Here is a 15,810-nt window from a genome sequence, read left to right as displayed (position 1 = left end):
CTTCCTGCCGATTATTCGCGCCAAAGGTACGGAAAAAGTATATAGGAGAGTCCAACCGAAAGGAGAAGAACCGCCAATAATTGCAAAGCATAGATGGCATTTACCGACCAGGCAATTCCGTCGATGGCATTCTTTGAAAAACGAATGAGAATGAGCAAAAGCGGGAGGATCACCGGCAAGCCCAATATGGCCATCATCCCGAGGTTATTATCCGTTTGGGAAGCCAAAGCTGAAACCAGAGTAAGCGTAAATGCAAGCCCGACAGCTCCCAAAGCAAGGGCCAAAATCAAGGCACCCCAATTGGCTTCCGCCAAAGGAGAAGTTCCTAACATGAGAGCGTATATCGCAAAACCCACGAAGACCATCACCAAGAGTAAGATGGCGTTGTAGACCATTTTGCCGATCACCACCGCTTCGGCACTGGCAAGAGAATACAGGTAAAGTCGTCGACCCTCATTCTCGGAAGCAAAACTCCTCGAGGCAGCATTGAATGCCGCAAAAAGAGCAATGATCCAAAACAGCGCATTCCAAACAGGTACACTCGCTATTTGGCGAAAGCCAAGGTAAGCTACAAATACCGAGGCGATTATGTACAGAAACACACTACCTATGGCATGGCGCTGTCGCCACTCCATTCTCAGGTCTTTAGCAAGGATCGCTTTTGCTTCGCTCCACATTTCGGGGGCTAAGATAGGGAATGGTATAGGGTATTGGGAATTCAGAGAAAATTCAAGGTGGTTGAGCGAAGCCGAAACTACCGTCTTTCATAGACGAAGAACTAAGACAGAAATAGCGGGTATTGAATATTCCGACATTTCATCATCAACTCAACTCCACCACATCACCTTTTTTCGGAATGGAGATGTGGTGAAAACCCGCTTGTTCGAGGTGGCCTTTAAACTCTTGTTGAACCTCATCTCGACCGTGAACCAAGAAAAGATGCTTGATCAGATGCGCCTGCTGGCAACTCAAGTACTCAATCATTTCTTTGTAGTCACCATGCGCGCTGTACGAATCCATGATTTCTATTTTGGCCTTCACCTGATGCTCCACTCCGTAAATGCACACTTTTTCTGCACCGGCGCGCAGTCTTCCACCTAGTGTGTTCGGCTCACAATAACCAACGAAGAGAACCGTGTTGTTTTTATCTTCAATATTATTGGCTAAATGATGTAAAATTCTTCCTGCCTCTGCCATCCCGGAGGCAGAGATGATGATACAGGGTTCTTTTAAGGTGTTGATTTGCTTGGAGTACTTCACATCCCGAACGTAATAAAGCCTTGAAAAACCAAAGGGATTGGCATCCTTTTCCATGTATTTTAAAAGTCGGTCATTGAACTGCTCAGGAAAGGATCGAACAATTTCGGTAGCGTTCGTACTCAGCGGACTATCCACAAACACTTTGATGGCAGGCAGTTTACCTGCGGTCTCCAATCTATCCAAGCTATGTACGATCTCTTGTGTTCTCCCCAAACTGAAGGCTGGAATAATGAGCTTACCCCTTTTTTGAACACAGGTCTCATTTACAATTTCCAACAGCCGTTGCTCACTAATCTGCTGATCGTCATGCAGACGATTGCCATAGGTGCTTTCGCAGAGAATGACCTCAGCCTGAGGAAAAGGTTCGCGGCCTCTAATGATTTGTTGATCTGTTCTTCCGATATCGCCTGTGTAGGCAATACGGTGAGTTTTCTTCCCTTCTCGCACTCTCAGGTTTACACAGGCGCTGCCCAAGATATGCCCGATATAGGTGAACATAACGGTAACATCTTCGTGAATCGTCAGCCATTCATCGTAGGCTAGCGGCTTGAAAAGGTTCATGGTTTTCACCACATCTTCAATGGTATAGAGCGGCTCATCGTCTTCCCTTGAAATGGATCTCTTTGACTCATAACGGAAGTCAGCCAATTGAATATGCGCCGAATCGGCCAGCATGATTTCGCACAAAGCGCGCGTGGGTTCGGTACAATAGATCTTGCCCTTGAATCCTTCTTTTACCAATCGCGGCAGCAAACCGGAATGATCGATGTGGGCATGCGACAAAAAGACCATATCAATGGCCTGAGGGTCGAAGCCAAAATGCCTGTTTTCCTTGCCTGAGCCCGATTCTTTGCCTTGATAGAGACCGCAGTCAAGCAGAATTTTAAGTCCTTTGTCAGTTTCCAAAAGATGCTTGGAGCCAGTTACGGTGCCTGCTGCACCCTTAAAATGTATCTTCAAAAAGTAGAGTTTTCTTAAAGATAATTAAAGGAATTACGACCTTCGGAAAAAAAGTATGGAAATCATCGAAACCAACAAGGCACCTGCTCCGATAGGGCCCTACAATCAGGCAGTGGTGCATGATAACACGATATATATTTCAGGACAGGTCGCTCTCGATCCCGAATCGGGAAAAATAGACAATGACAATATAGCCGAAGAAACGCATCGAGTGATGAGAAACCTCGGGGCGGTGCTAGAAGCTGCCGGTTCCGATTACGATCACATCATCAAATGCTCGATCTTTATCTTGGATATGAACGAATTCGAAGCGATCAATGAGGTTTACTCAAGTTTCTTCAAGAGCCACCACCCTGCCCGTGAAACGGTGGAAGTAAGTAAGCTCCCTGCGGGCGCACGCGTTGAAATTTCAGCGATAGCGGCTAGATAATAGCCGTTAGCTTTTAGCTGTGTCGGTCCAATGGCTTTGGCTAGAAATGAGTAGTACTCAAAATGAGAATTCCTCCGAGAAGAAGCTCAACTCATGTGTTTGCGGTTGATGCCATAAAGGATAACCATGATCAAACCAACGAATCCAGCGATTGACACCACTCCCATGGTAAGAATATTGACTCCCAGAAGAACTAAGATAGATGCCAAACCTAAGACTTTGGCCAAAACGTAAATCCAGAAGCCCGATTTACGGAGTTTAAACATCAAGAAAGCTCCGAAAGCTGAGAGAATAGCAACTAATAAATCCGTGGTAGCAATCAATCCCGCATTATCAATGGCGCTGGAAATAGTATCACTGGCAGCCATCATAAACCCCTGCATCATTTCTGCAGCTTCAGGAGTATCCTCAGCCATTTGAGACATCGCGTCATTGATGGTGGTCTGCAAAGTGGAGGCAGTGACATCAGATGAGAAGAAGTAATTGAAAGGTACGGTTAAGACAGTGTATCCCGACACTATCCAAGTTAGTACGCACAGAACAGTTAAGAATGTCGGTCGGGCTTCAACGTTAGTTTCGTATTGATCAATGGTTTCGTCTGTCATGGTATAGAGGTTTGATTAAGGCGAAGATGCAAAAAAAGTGGATATCTGCTATACTTCTTTCGCTGTCTGAACTCCTTTCCAAGCTTCAAAAAGTGACGAGTCACCTTTCCCAATGGTGAATTGAAACCCGTATTTACCGCCATCAGTTTCAAGCTCAATGGTTTTTTTCCTAAAACCGGATTCGACGTTCAGGTGCAGTTTTTCGGGCAGTCTTTCGTTTTCCGAAAGGAATTTTTCGGGTTCTATACCGTTAATGAATTTCACCTCATCGTCAAAGTAGAGTCTGCCGGTTTCAGCAGGAGAGTTTGGCGAGACATTCCATATCATTTGCTTAGACCCGACCTTTTGGAGCTTCACACCAAATTTCTGCTCCAACTTATCGGCAGAAGATTTCTGCTCCAAGTTGAGCCCCAACTTCGCTATGGCTTCTTTGGCATATTTTTCCAAGTGGCCCTTTCCATCGACCACGTCATTGCGCAAAGCTTCCCAATTGCAATCAGCCATCTCGGAGAGGATCGACCAGTATTCTTCTTCGCTGTATCCCTTTGCAGGATCAACTTTTTTGTAAAGCCGCTGCATAGCTGTAGATAATGACATTTCGCCGTTTGTGGCTTCGAGCAGCCACGCATCGCATACGAAAGCCAACAAGGCTCCTTCGACGTAGATACTCACACGTCGCCTCGGTGTTCCGCGACCATACCCATCTACCCACGTATCGATGGAAGAATCGGCCAAAGAAAGATTGAAACGTCCGTCGTTGTCATTGTGCCTTTTCAGTAAAAGAGCCAATTCATTCATGTATTCTTCGTCAGAAAAAAAGCCTGATTGCCAAAGCATCACATCGCCCATATAGGTAGTCACCCCTTCGGCGACGTAACCCATTCGAGAATAATCGGGTTGGGTGAAATCATATGGAGTCCAATCTGCCGGACGGATGTACTTGATGTTCCAAGTATGGTAGAGCTCGTGAGAAGAAACACCGAGCAATTCTTTATAGAGAGAGCGCTCACCAAGATTTCCCGAAGGCCCAAGAATGATTACGGTGCTATTCTCGTGTTCTACGCCATGATATGCACGGTGAGGCATCAGGATAATTAAAAAGTGGTATTCCTTCACGGGAATACTTCCGAATACTTTGATCTGCCGCCTGGTAAATGCTTTAAAGTCTTCTACAAGCTGGTGATCTGAACCAACGTATCCACCGATGAGATGAATAAAGTAGGGAACCCCTTCCACCTCGTATTGCAAAACATCAACATTAGCGGCAGCCATAATCGGCGTGTCCATAAGATGCTGCATATCACGAGCGCGATAAGTCGAATCACTCAGCCTTTCGAGAGCAGTCGATACTGCCCACTTTTCGGGAATCGTCAGTTTTAATTCACACGGTTCGTTTTCCAGCCCTTCGATGTAGAGGCAAGCATTGACAGGATTTATAAGCAGCAATTCATCATCTACATAGGTATTTCCCGCAGTGAGCTCACGGGAATACAGCAAATAGGAAATAGTAACAGTATCTCCTGCCTCTGCATGAACATTCATGAGGTTTCCCTGAATCTTTTCGGTTTGCAGCTCTGCCCCTTTGGCTTCAGCCTTGAGGCCAATGAAGTTTTTGGGGAAAATTCCCCGCTCATATCTCCCCGGTCGCCAGAAGGGAATGACGGCTTTAACCAGGTTTTCTTTGGCTTGAAATACCACTTTCACCTGCAGGTGATAAGGCAATTGGTCGATGCTACTTATGCTATACCGGATCATATTCGGATAAAGGTAATTGATTGATGAAATTTTCATCATTGAAGTTCCATTCGTGCATCGGGGCATTGACCATTTTGTTTTCTATTTTTGCCCCTCAATTTGACAGCGAAAATTTCTCATTATGAAATACGATATCATAGTATTAGGTAGTGGCCCCGGTGGATATGTAGCAGCCATTCGTGCGAGCCAACTCGGATTCAAAACAGCGGTAGTAGAACGTGAATCGCTTGGTGGAATCTGCCTGAACTGGGGATGCATCCCTACAAAAGCACTTTTGAAAAGCGCCAATGTTTTTGAATACATGACCCATGCCTCAGACTATGGAATCACGGTCAATGAGCCAAAAGTTGACTTCCCCGGTATGATCAGCCGAAGCCGCGGAGTAGCTGATGGAATGAGCAAAGGAGTAACTTTCCTTATGAAGAAGAACAAGATCGATGTGATCATGGGCGAGGGAAAAGTAAAAACAGGAAAGAAGCTGGATGTTACCGATAAAGACGGTAAAACGACTACTTACGAGGCTGATCACATCATCATCTCGACAGGAGCTCGAGCCAAGGAATTACCCAATGTAAAAGTTGACGGCAAAAAAATCATTGAGTACCGCAAGGCGATGAGCATGGAAAAGCAACCGAAGAAAATGGTTGTGATGGGCAGTGGAGCCATCGGCTGCGAATTCGCTTATTTCTACAATGCGATTGGTACAGAAGTAACCATCGTTGAATACTTGGACAACATCGTTCCTCGTGAAGATGAAGAAGTGTCCAAGCAATTGGCTCGTACTTTTAAGAAAAACGGTATCAAAATTATGACGGGAGCAGCGGTTGAATCCGTTGATACCAAAGGAGCAGGCTGCAAGGTTAAGGTGAAAACCAAAAAAGGTGAAGAGATCATCGAATGCGATGTTGTGCTCAGCGCTGTGGGTGTTACGCCAAATACCGAAAACATCGGTTTGGAAGATGTCGGTATCGCTACAGACCGCGGCTTCATTCAAGTGGATGAATTCTACAAGACAAACATCCCCGGCTATTACGCCATTGGAGATTGCGTCCCCGGTCCTGCTCTGGCACACGTGGCCAGTGCCGAAGGAATTCTTTGTGTAGAAAAAATCAAAGGTGAAAATGTTCAGCCAATCGACTACAACAATATTCCCGGCTGTACATACTGCTCTCCGGAAGTGGCTAGCGTGGGTATGACTGAGGCTGCGGCTAAAGAGGCCGGTCACGAAATCAAAGTAGGTAAGTTTCCATTTTCAGCTTCAGGAAAAGCAAAAGCAGGAGGTCAAAGCGACGGTTTTGTAAAATTGATTTTCGACGCGAAATACGGGGAACTACTTGGTGGACACATGATCGGGAACAATGTAACGGAAATGGTAGCCGAGCTCGTTTCAATTAGAAAATTAGAGACGACCGGTCACGAGATCATCAAGACAGTTCACCCTCACCCTACCATGAGTGAAGCAATTATGGAAGCAGCTGCGGCGGCTTACGACGAGGTTATTCACTTGTAAGAACTCTTTAAATCAAATCAAAAAAGGCTGTCCTTATGGGACAGCCTTTTTTCTGTTTAACAATTAATTTCTAGCGTAATAGTTTCAGGTCTCCCGTTTCAACTAAATTCTCCAAATCGCATTGGTCGCGGTATTTCAAAATGTAGATGAAGGTATCATCGTTGTGGTCGTTGCCTGAGCCTTCGTCATTTTGACCTTCCCATGGGGCGTAAATTTCGTTTGTTTTAAAAACCTCTCGTCCCCATCTATTGAAAATTGAGAGATCAAAATAGACCAAAGGATCACCTGTGATTTGCCAAGTATCATTGAACCCATCACCATTAGGCGTAAAAATATTTGGTATTTGAAGGTTTGGATCATCATCCAAAGGAATAGCAAAGAGGCTATCAACTTGATCACAACCCACTATATCAATTGCCGTGAAGGCATAATAGCCCGAATTAAAAACTTCTACGGCAAACCCTGTTTGACCATCATCCCATAAAATCTGATCCAAGTATTGATTCTCAGGCATGGTGACAATATTGGATTGATCCTCGCATATACTCGCTTCAAAGTTTAAGGGAACTTCTTGGCCAATGCTCACTTCTGCAGTTTGCTGATCTTCACATCCATTAAAAAATACTTGGACTGTGAACTCTCCTTCGTCGGTAACGGTAAAAGTAGGTTCCAAGGATTCGCCCCCGTTCCAAATATACTCAGCATCGGGATAAGGCACGGTGGCATCTAGAATCAGATCATCTTCATAATAGCACAAAAACGAGGACGGCGGCAGTGTATACCCAAGGTTTTCAAAAATATCGAATGGCTCTTCCACTATGTAAACATCATCACAGACGGCATCGGTTAGCGTGATTACGAAATTATAAGAACCCGCAGAAGGAGCTTGCCATTCCAAAACGGGCTCTGTACCGATTTCTTCATCATTGATTGTCCAACTTACAGTTCCTAAAGGACCGTTTGGCTCCAGGACTCCAAAGACATTGAGATCTTCGCATAACCCTTGTTGAGTCAGGGTAACTTGCGGATCCAGAACAGGAGGCTCGGGAACCTCAATAGAAAATGTTACACTATCTATTCCATCGCAGGTCGTCTCGTTTGATACGATGAGTTGAATGTCATAAGTACCGGACTCTTCATAATTGTATTCAAAGCTGCCGGGATTTGAAAGTGTCGTACCATCACCCATATCCCAAATATAGTCCTCGGCATTGGATGAGTTATCTGCTATTCCAATTAGAAATTCGTCACAAAACTCAATGACTTGTACGTTAAAATCAGCAGTCACGAATGGAGAGTAGACGACAATCACCTCTTCGATTATTTCTTGATTACATGCGTCGCTTTCAAGTGTAAGCGTCAGAGTGTACTCCCCTGGTTCGTCATAGGTGTGAGTGGGGTTCACTTCCGTATAAGATGTTCCATCACCCATATCCCAAGTATACTCCAGATCTGCAGGACCTTGAGAAGCATCGGTAATTTCGATAATACCCGTTAAGCAATCGATGGAATAATCAAAATCAGCAAAGAACTCTACAGGTTCAAATACTTGAAATGGTATGAACAAAGTATCCGAAATATTGCATGTGGCCGAATCAATAACAACCAGAGTTACGAGATACTCTCCCTCTTCTTCATAAACGTAAACCGGCTCGTAATCTTCGCTTTGATCTCCATTTCCAAAATCCCACAAATAACTCTCACCCTCACTAAAATTATCAAAGGTAACGGTGTGTGGAGCGCAGCCGGTTAGTTGACCCGCCGCACTGGCGACCGCATTCACCGTTTCAATTTCAAAATCTATTTTAAAGACCCCAATATCCCATCCTGTACTTTGTCCGGTAGCCCATGCATCATCCGTGGTGTTGAAGCCACCTCCACTGCAAACTCCTTGATAAACGATGCCTTGGGTATCAAACCTACTTGTACCGCCATCGACATGCGTGCCCGTATAGTAGGTTCCATAAATAAGGCCTTCCATGTCAGGCTCAAAAACACCGACATAAAAACCTCCCGTACTAAATAAAGCATCCTCGGAAGCGATAAAATCATTCGTAACTCCAAACGCACTTATGTAAACACCGTTGCATAAATCAACCATGAAAGCAACAGGGTTTCCTGAGGCACTACCTTGGTTGGTTACATAACTGGTTATCTCAAGTTCACTGAGGTCGGAGCTGAGCTTGTTCACCAGCAAAGTTGATTGTGAAGTTCCCCACACACCATCGGTTGTTTCCCATGTACTAGTTGAATAGGTATAAACCCAAACATCGTTATTACTATCCAGGTCCAAGAAGTAAAGAATGTCATTATTGGCTAACCCCAAAAAAGTACATTCCACCATCTCTGAGCCATCGGCAGACAGGCGAGCCACAAAACCATCACTATCGCCCCCTGCATATTCTTCTTGATATGCTCCGGCAGTAGTTTCCAACTCATTGGCCTCATCATTAGAACCTGAAACAGCACCTGCGATATACACCGTTTGGTCATCTCTCATGCGGACTCCATAAGCCATGTCATTCCCATCAGACCCGACGAAAGTCGACCAAACAAGCTCATCTAACCCAGCACTCATCTTTACCACTACAGCATCTTGTCCTTCCTTTTTTATAGGCTGTAACGACCCGTCAGTTGTAGGGAAATTAGCTGAAGAACTGGAACTCGAAATGAACACTTCTCCGTTAAAGTTGAGATTAATCTCGCCTCGCAATGCATCATATCCTGCACCAAAAATAACGTTACTTCCATCTGCGGCATTTCCTCCCAAATAAGTTGAGCCAACTAACTCAGATCCATCCAAGCTTAATCCTGTGACAAAAATGTCTCCTGAACCACCATAGGCTTCTTGAATTGCACCCGGACTAGTTGGGAAGTTTTCTGAGTCTGTCCGACCATAGATATATATCTCTTGATTGGCATTAACGATGGTGGAAAAAGGCGAGTCGCTCCCCGAACCACCTACAAAAGTTGCAAAGATCAGATCCGTCCCATCCGGTGTCAACTTACTTATTACCACATCCGTTCCTCCGCCTCCATAAACCTCCTGAAAAGCACCCATAGTGACGGGGTAATCAGAATTAAATGAGATAGCGTGAGTATAAATATTTCCAGCCAAATCAAAAGCAGCACCATGCCCAAAATTACTGGATGAACCACCTGTACCTGAAAGGGTAGCTGCTACTAATACCGGGTCAATAATAAGCTCGTGTCCCTCATCATAACCTTCGGGAAATTCAAATGCGAAGCTTCCCGATGAAGTTTCTATATAGTTGCACCTCACGGTCCTTCTTTCACCATCTATTATCTGATAGCTTATAGGAATGGACTCAACAAAATCGCCTACAGAGGTGATCAATTTGAGCTTCCCGTCCACAAGTTCTAAAGAATTCTGACCTATATAGCTAAAGACAATCTGCGACGGGGAGGATCCGGCATCTACTATGTAGTCATATTTGAAGTTCCCTCCTTCAGAAATCACTTTAAGCCTGATCCCATCATAGATGTCATTTGTGCTTAGCGAATTGAATAAAGGCACGTGACCTTTCCAATTTTCTTTGTTTTTACCCAAGAAATAGTTGTAGTACGAATCCAGACGGCCTTCTCCTTCAAAAACGATTTGCTCAGCCCCTTCAAATTTCAGACTGAATGCATGGACATTGATCATATCAGGGATATGATGCTCGTGATCAAGATCGCCATGATCATGGTGCTCGATGCTCTCTTTTGCCAAAAAGGTGAATCCTTCAGGTTCTGCGAAAACACTCAAGTTATTAAACTCGGCTTTGTAGTTAAAAGGTGCGTCCCACTGACCTGCATTTAATACGAATGGAGTGGGATGATGATCGGAAAAGGCTTGAATCGCTATTGCAAAAAAAGCAAAGAAGGCTAATACTTTGGCAAGGGGAAATGAGAATTTCATCTACTGGGGTTTAATGAGTGGTCACTCATTAGACGAAAAAAGTTTTAAGCTGTTGCCTGAGGAAGAGGCAAGAGATAAAACTTACACTCCCATCGAATACTTTTTCAATACTGTGTCACCCTGATAGTCTTTATCAAATGCTGCACAGATGTTCCGAACAAAAAGTTTTCCTAGTTCGGTCATTTTAATTTGATCAAAGGTTCTTTCCACTAAGCCATCCACTTCTGCTTCATCGAGCTTGCGCAAGCAGTTTCTCATATACGATTGCTCTAATTGTGGTGCAGATGCCCAAGAAGTCTTATGCTTGCAAGTTAGATTTAAGATATGGCCTCTGATTATTGACTCCATCTCTTCAAGCAGATGGCCTTTGACAATGGGAAGTTCTCCGCTTTGGACCTGTTCAATGTATCCCTCTACAGACTTTGCATTTTGAGCAAAAGCTGTCCCGACATCACTAATAGAGCTTACGCCAAGACCGATGAGAAAATCTGTTCTCAAATCGGTGTAACCCATAAAGTTTCGGTGCATTGTGCCGTTCTCGTAGGCACGGTACAATGAATCTTGTGGTAAAGCAAAGTGGTCAAATCCAATAGGGACATATCCCGCTTCCATCAATCGCTCCCGCCCCTTCACAAAAAGGTTGAGCTTTTCTTCACCTTGCGGCAAATCGTTTTCATCGTATGCGCGCTGACCGGGTCGTTTCCAAGGAACGTGAGCGTAGCTGTAAAAAGCGATACGATCGGGCCTAAGACGAATAACCTCATCCACCGCATTCATTACTCCTACTTCAGTTTGAAAAGGCAATCCATAAACCAAGTCGAAATTCACGGAGCGGTAGCCCAGCTTTCTGGCTTGATCAGTCACACGCTCAACATCTTCGGGAGTTTGGCGGCGATTAATGGCTTCTTGAACTTTCGGGTCAAAATCCTGAACGCCTAAGCTCAAACGATCAAACCCGATTGAAGCAAGAACGGATAGATGCTCTTCGGTGGTGTTTGATGGATGAGCTTCAAAGCTGAAGGAGGCATCTTCTGATATTTCGGCTTTCGCAAAAATGGCTTTTATTAGTCGCTTCAATTCAGAAGGAGCAAAAAAGGTAGGTGTTCCACCTCCAAGGTGGATCTCTCGGATTTTTGGTTTGTTTCCAAAAATCTCTAGATACTGGGTCCATTCAGCAATGAGGGCATCGATATACGGCGCCTCCACAGCATGATTAACTGTTATTCGCGTATTGCATCCGCAATAGGTACAGAGGCTTTCGCAATAAGGCAAATGAATATACAGCGACAATCCGGCTTGATTGGCTTTCGCGAAATCTGTTTGGATCAAATCGAGGTAAGCCTTCTTGCTAAAGGATTCTGTATTCCAATTGGGTACTGTCGGGTAACTCGTATATCTCGGAACCGCAACGTTGTATTTTTCAATTAATCGCTCCATTATTGACAAGCGTTAGTTGTTTGAACGGTCGTTCCTAATTCAGGACTCACGTAAGGAATTCCGAGGCCTAGTCCACGCAAAATGAAAAGTAAAGCCACAACGGTAGCCAGAACGGGGGCTAACTTTCGAAATCTCGCTTTGAATAAGCTACCAAATTTTCGACCCGAAAAAGCAACCGCAAGCAAGGCAGGCGTGGTTCCCAATCCGAAGAGCGCCATAAAGACTGCTCCCTCAATGGGATTGTAACTTACCAAGGCTCCTGCTAAAGCGAGATAGACAAAGCCACAAGGCAAAAGTCCGTTGAAGAACCCCAAACCAAGCAGTGCTCCGGGGCGATTGGTCTTTAGTCGTTTGGCCATGAACCCCGTCACCTTTGACTGCAGTCGGGTCACTCCGCTACCCATTCCATAGAAAAGTTTGGGCAACCAAATAAACGCCACCATGAATAGTCCTACCGCAAGAGACAATCCTTGTTGGATTCCCGCGAGATTGAGGCCGTATCCCATGGTTCCGAAAAGAAATCCGAGCAGGGCGTAGGAAGAGATCCTACCAAAGTGATAAAGGAAATAATTACCGAATTGAGAGGCCGGAGAGCCATTACCGACAGGAATAGCCATAGCAATGGGTCCGCACATGCCAACGCAGTGCAAACTTCCCGCGAAGCCCAATCCCAATGCCGGTAGAAATATCATAGCACCAATTCTTGTTCTTTATAAAAGCTCTTTCCTTCCAATTCAAAGGTCACCTGAACCTTATATCGGCCTTGTTTTCCCTTAGATGAAATTTCCATCTCGTTGGAATTGGCTTCCATAATAATCGGATGGGTCTCATCCATTTTTTCGTTATCGGGCTTGTAAAACTTCACTTCTCCCGATACAGTGTGAACTGCGGGCAAACGGTCGAAAAGCAGTTTTAACTTCCCATCGACCATTTTGACCTCCACATCAAAATCAGCTTGGGCCAAGTTCTGCCCGGCGTCAATCTTATCTTGATAAGCCAGCTCTTTGGCGTAGTAATCTTCAGTCACTAAATCATTGTCGTAGTTCATGCTCATGATGAGCATCCCGATCATGAAGGCTACAAACAGCCCATAAACAATGGCAATTTTATGTCCCCAATTCATAGTTCTTTATTTAAAGTGGTCCCATTATTCTCATTTTAATCTTCTCGAGCAATTCGCCGTTTTGGTCGTAGATTGCCACCTTCGTCTCTACCTTTCCTTTATCAAACATATCAGGGTCGGCACTCAGAAAAAAGGCGCCCTCAGCAACTTCTTGCATCGCTACGCTGGGCGCATCGCCAATCATGCTGATGTTGAATCCCTCTTCCAATGGCTCGATTTTCAATTCAAGATCGAAGTTGGTTTTATTGATAATCTTGTAGCTGTAAAGGTTGCTGATCGTTCCATCATCGTTGGTTTGGTAGAGCATCCCCGGTGTTCTGAGAATGATCGCTTCAACCTCGGTGCGCGTGGCCAGAAGAGTGACCACCACCGCTACCAATACTGCGAGCAAGGCGGTGTAAGCTTTGGCTCGAGTAGAAAACTTAAATGGTTTCCCTGTGGCGATTTGCTCTTCGCTGGTGTAGCGGATTAAGCCTTTCGGCAAATTTACCGCCTCCATCATTTCGTCGCAGGCATCAATACAAGCAGTACAGTTGATGCACTCCAGTTGTGTTCCGTTTCTGATATCAATTCCTGTAGGACAAACATGCACACAGTGGCCGCAATCGATACAGTCGCCTTTGCCCACTTCGCTTCGCTCTTCATTCTTTCGAATCTTACCGCGCGTTTCTCCTCTTCCATAATCGTATGCTACCACAACGGATTGACGATCGAGCATTGCTCCTTGAAGCCTTCCATAAGGACAAACTGCAATGCAAACTTGCTCTCTGAAAAAGGCGAAAACACCGTAAAAGACTCCTGAAAAAACAGTGATAGCCGCCAGTCCGCCAACGTGAGCGGTAACGGGTTCGGTGATGATATCGATCAAGGCATCACTCCCGATGATATAGGCCAAGAATGTATTGGCAATCAAAAAGGATATGGCAAAGAAGATGACGTGTTTCAACGTGCGCTTCCATATTTTCTCTTTTGTCCATCCCGACTTCTTGAGACGCATTTGCTCCTTCCACGTTCCATCGATGGCGTACTCAATTTTACGGAAAACGTGTTCCATAAAAATCGTTTGGGGGCAAACCCAACCACAAAACAATCGTCCGTAAACGACCGTGAAAAGGGTGATGAATATGACCAGGGTGATCATGGCCAAAACAAACAGGTGAAAATCTTGCGGCCAGAATATCTGACCAAAGATGATAAACTTTCGCTCTAATAAATTGAACTGAAGCAGCGGCTGACCGCTAATTCTGACAAAGGGTGCGAGGAACAAAAAGGCCAGCAAAACGTAGCTGACCCATGTTCTCCATTTGGTAAAATATCCCGCAGGTTTTTTGGGAAAGAGCCATTTTCTCTTTCCCTCTTCATCGATGGTTCCGATGCTATCTCGGAAACTCTTCTCTTGATATACTTTTTCTACTTCCATTAAAGTGCGGCCGTTTGGGCCTCTTCTTCACTAGTTTCTTCTTCAACTTCCGGGCTGGCTTGATCGGTAGAATCTGCAGGGGCGGCATTTTCACCGGGTGCGGTCCATAATTCTCCTTGCGGATCCTTCGGAGCTGCGGGAGTCGTTCCTTCAAGTGTTTTGATGTAGCTGGCTACTTGAGCCATTTCAATCGGTCTGAGTTGAGACTCCCAAGAAATCATCCCTTTGGTAGGAACTCCGTACTTAACCGTCTTGAAGATATCTTGTATCGAACCTCCGTGAATCCAGTATGGATCGGTAAGGTTTGGACCTACTCCTCCACCACCATCAGCGGCATGGCATTGCTGGCACTTTTCGGTAAAGATTCCTTTGCCCGCTTTCAAATCAGAGGCATCGGCAAGAAACTCCACATTGTTTTCGTCTACCAAGTTTTTGGCGGCAGCCAAATAGGCCTCATGGGCTTCTTCAGCCTGCTGCACCTCTGCCAAGTATTCTTCCTCTTGGGTAAGTCCGTAAGGCAAAACGTGGTAATAAACCAAGTATACAAACCCAAATGCGATGGTGGCATAGAACATCCATACCCACCATGGTGGAAGGTTGTTGTCCAACTCGCGAATACCATCGTATTCATGGTCCATCATTACTTCATGCTCTCTCTCAACAGGCACAGCATCAGTAAGGACATGCATCACTTTGCTTGGTTCAACAACAGTCTCCTCTTCAGGCGCTTTTTCCAAATCGGGCATTAACATGGCTACTGTGTTTTTCAACAGCTTGGTCATGTAGAGAAATGCCAATAGCAACACAATATTGACAATGAGCAGAAGCAAGGTATTTGCATCTTGAAAAAACTCAGGGAAAGTGGGCGGCTCGGCGCGAACGGCTTCTTCCTGTGCATTGACTATCGAAGCCAATCCCATAAAGCCCATCAATAAGATGACTGCTTTCGCTCCTGTATTCTCTTTAAGCTGCTTGAGCTTTACGAAGTAATCCGTGTTTCGCGTCAAGCGTTTGATAATACCTCCTACACTTATGATTGCAATCAATTGAATAACTGCTATGATCGCGAGAGCCATATTGGGTCCTTCCATTAGACTTGAAAAACCTGATTCGGGTTCTGCGGCAGCCACGGGCAATGAAGTCAAAAGTACCGCTGCAGCCATCAATACATTTTTTTTCTTAGTCATTGGAATTCGGTTTTGATGTTGAACTGTTTTCTTCGGATTCGAAAGGAAGCGCTCCCATTGTCTCTACATGAGATTTACTCAGGCGCTTCACGTAAATCAATAGACCGATGAAGAAGCTGAAGAAAATCAAGAAGGAAATGATGGGGAAAATCTCTATTCCCACTATCGTATCCATGGTGTGTTTTATGAATTTCAACATGA

The 15,810-nt window shown here is 44.9% G+C and carries 13 protein-coding genes; 2 read left to right on the top strand and 11 right to left on the bottom strand.

Annotated features, from left to right (window positions below):
• Window positions 1-11: 11 nt before the first annotated feature.
• Both O3Q51_01205 and O3Q51_01200 read right to left on the bottom strand, forming a co-directional pair.
• Entirely contained in the window at window positions 12-677 is a 666-nt protein-coding gene (locus tag O3Q51_01205) for a heme exporter protein CcmB (protein ID MCZ4407408.1), read from the bottom strand.
• A gap of 145 nt (window positions 678-822) precedes the next feature.
• Window positions 823-2,220 carry an MBL fold metallo-hydrolase gene (locus tag O3Q51_01200; protein MCZ4407407.1) on the bottom strand — a complete coding sequence of 466 codons (1,398 nt, stop codon included), beginning with the start codon at window positions 2,218-2,220 and terminating at the stop codon, window positions 823-825.
• A gap of 55 nt (window positions 2,221-2,275) precedes the next feature.
• On the opposite strand from O3Q51_01200, the gene O3Q51_01195 reads away from it, so the two are divergent.
• A complete protein-coding gene (locus O3Q51_01195; GenBank protein ID MCZ4407406.1) occupies window positions 2,276-2,650 on the top strand; it encodes a RidA family protein in 375 nt (124 codons plus the stop codon).
• A gap of 86 nt (window positions 2,651-2,736) precedes the next feature.
• On the opposite strand, the gene O3Q51_01190 is transcribed toward O3Q51_01195, so the two are convergent.
• Window positions 2,737-3,255 (bottom strand): hypothetical protein, encoded by a 519-nt coding sequence (locus O3Q51_01190; GenBank protein ID MCZ4407405.1) that lies wholly within the window; start codon window positions 3,253-3,255, stop codon window positions 2,737-2,739.
• 48 nt (window positions 3,256-3,303) lie between these two features.
• A complete protein-coding gene (locus O3Q51_01185; GenBank protein MCZ4407404.1) occupies window positions 3,304-5,076 on the bottom strand; it encodes a hypothetical protein in 1,773 nt (590 codons plus the stop codon).
• 55 nt (window positions 5,077-5,131) lie between these two features.
• Between O3Q51_01185 and lpdA the strand changes: the two genes are divergently transcribed.
• On the top strand, window positions 5,132-6,520 hold the full coding sequence (lpdA, locus tag O3Q51_01180) for a dihydrolipoyl dehydrogenase (protein ID MCZ4407403.1): 1,389 nt from the start codon (window positions 5,132-5,134) through the stop codon (window positions 6,518-6,520).
• A gap of 70 nt (window positions 6,521-6,590) precedes the next feature.
• Here the strand turns inward: lpdA and O3Q51_01175 are convergent, their stop codons facing one another.
• The 7 genes from O3Q51_01175 to O3Q51_01145 form a co-directional block, all read right to left on the bottom strand.
• On the bottom strand, window positions 6,591-10,442 hold the full coding sequence (locus O3Q51_01175; GenBank protein MCZ4407402.1) for a PKD domain-containing protein: 3,852 nt from the start codon (window positions 10,440-10,442) through the stop codon (window positions 6,591-6,593).
• 81 nt (window positions 10,443-10,523) lie between these two features.
• Window positions 10,524-11,882, bottom strand: coding sequence for an oxygen-independent coproporphyrinogen III oxidase (gene hemN / locus O3Q51_01170; GenBank protein ID MCZ4407401.1), 1,359 nt, complete (start codon window positions 11,880-11,882; stop codon window positions 10,524-10,526).
• Window positions 11,879-12,571 (bottom strand): sulfite exporter TauE/SafE family protein, encoded by a 693-nt coding sequence (locus tag O3Q51_01165; GenBank protein MCZ4407400.1) that lies wholly within the window; start codon window positions 12,569-12,571, stop codon window positions 11,879-11,881. Before O3Q51_01165 ends, hemN begins: the two co-directional genes overlap by 4 nt.
• Window positions 12,568-13,002, bottom strand: coding sequence for a FixH family protein (locus tag O3Q51_01160; protein MCZ4407399.1), 435 nt, complete (start codon window positions 13,000-13,002; stop codon window positions 12,568-12,570). Before O3Q51_01160 ends, O3Q51_01165 begins: the two co-directional genes overlap by 4 nt.
• A gap of 10 nt (window positions 13,003-13,012) precedes the next feature.
• Window positions 13,013-14,422: a cytochrome c oxidase accessory protein CcoG gene (gene ccoG / locus O3Q51_01155; protein ID MCZ4407398.1), complete on the bottom strand. Its 1,410-nt coding sequence runs from the start codon at window positions 14,420-14,422 to the stop codon at window positions 13,013-13,015.
• Window positions 14,422-15,609 (bottom strand): c-type cytochrome, encoded by a 1,188-nt coding sequence (locus tag O3Q51_01150; protein ID MCZ4407397.1) that lies wholly within the window; start codon window positions 15,607-15,609, stop codon window positions 14,422-14,424. Before O3Q51_01150 ends, ccoG begins: the two co-directional genes overlap by 1 nt.
• Window positions 15,602-15,808, bottom strand: coding sequence for a CcoQ/FixQ family Cbb3-type cytochrome c oxidase assembly chaperone (locus tag O3Q51_01145; protein MCZ4407396.1), 207 nt, complete (start codon window positions 15,806-15,808; stop codon window positions 15,602-15,604). Before O3Q51_01145 ends, O3Q51_01150 begins: the two co-directional genes overlap by 8 nt.
• Window positions 15,809-15,810 lie beyond the last annotated feature (2 nt).

The organism is Cryomorphaceae bacterium 1068 (assembly GCA_027214385.1).
GTDB lineage: Bacteria > Bacteroidota > Bacteroidia > Flavobacteriales_D > Cryomorphaceae > JAKVAV01.
This window is presented reverse-complemented; position numbering and strand designations above follow the sequence as displayed.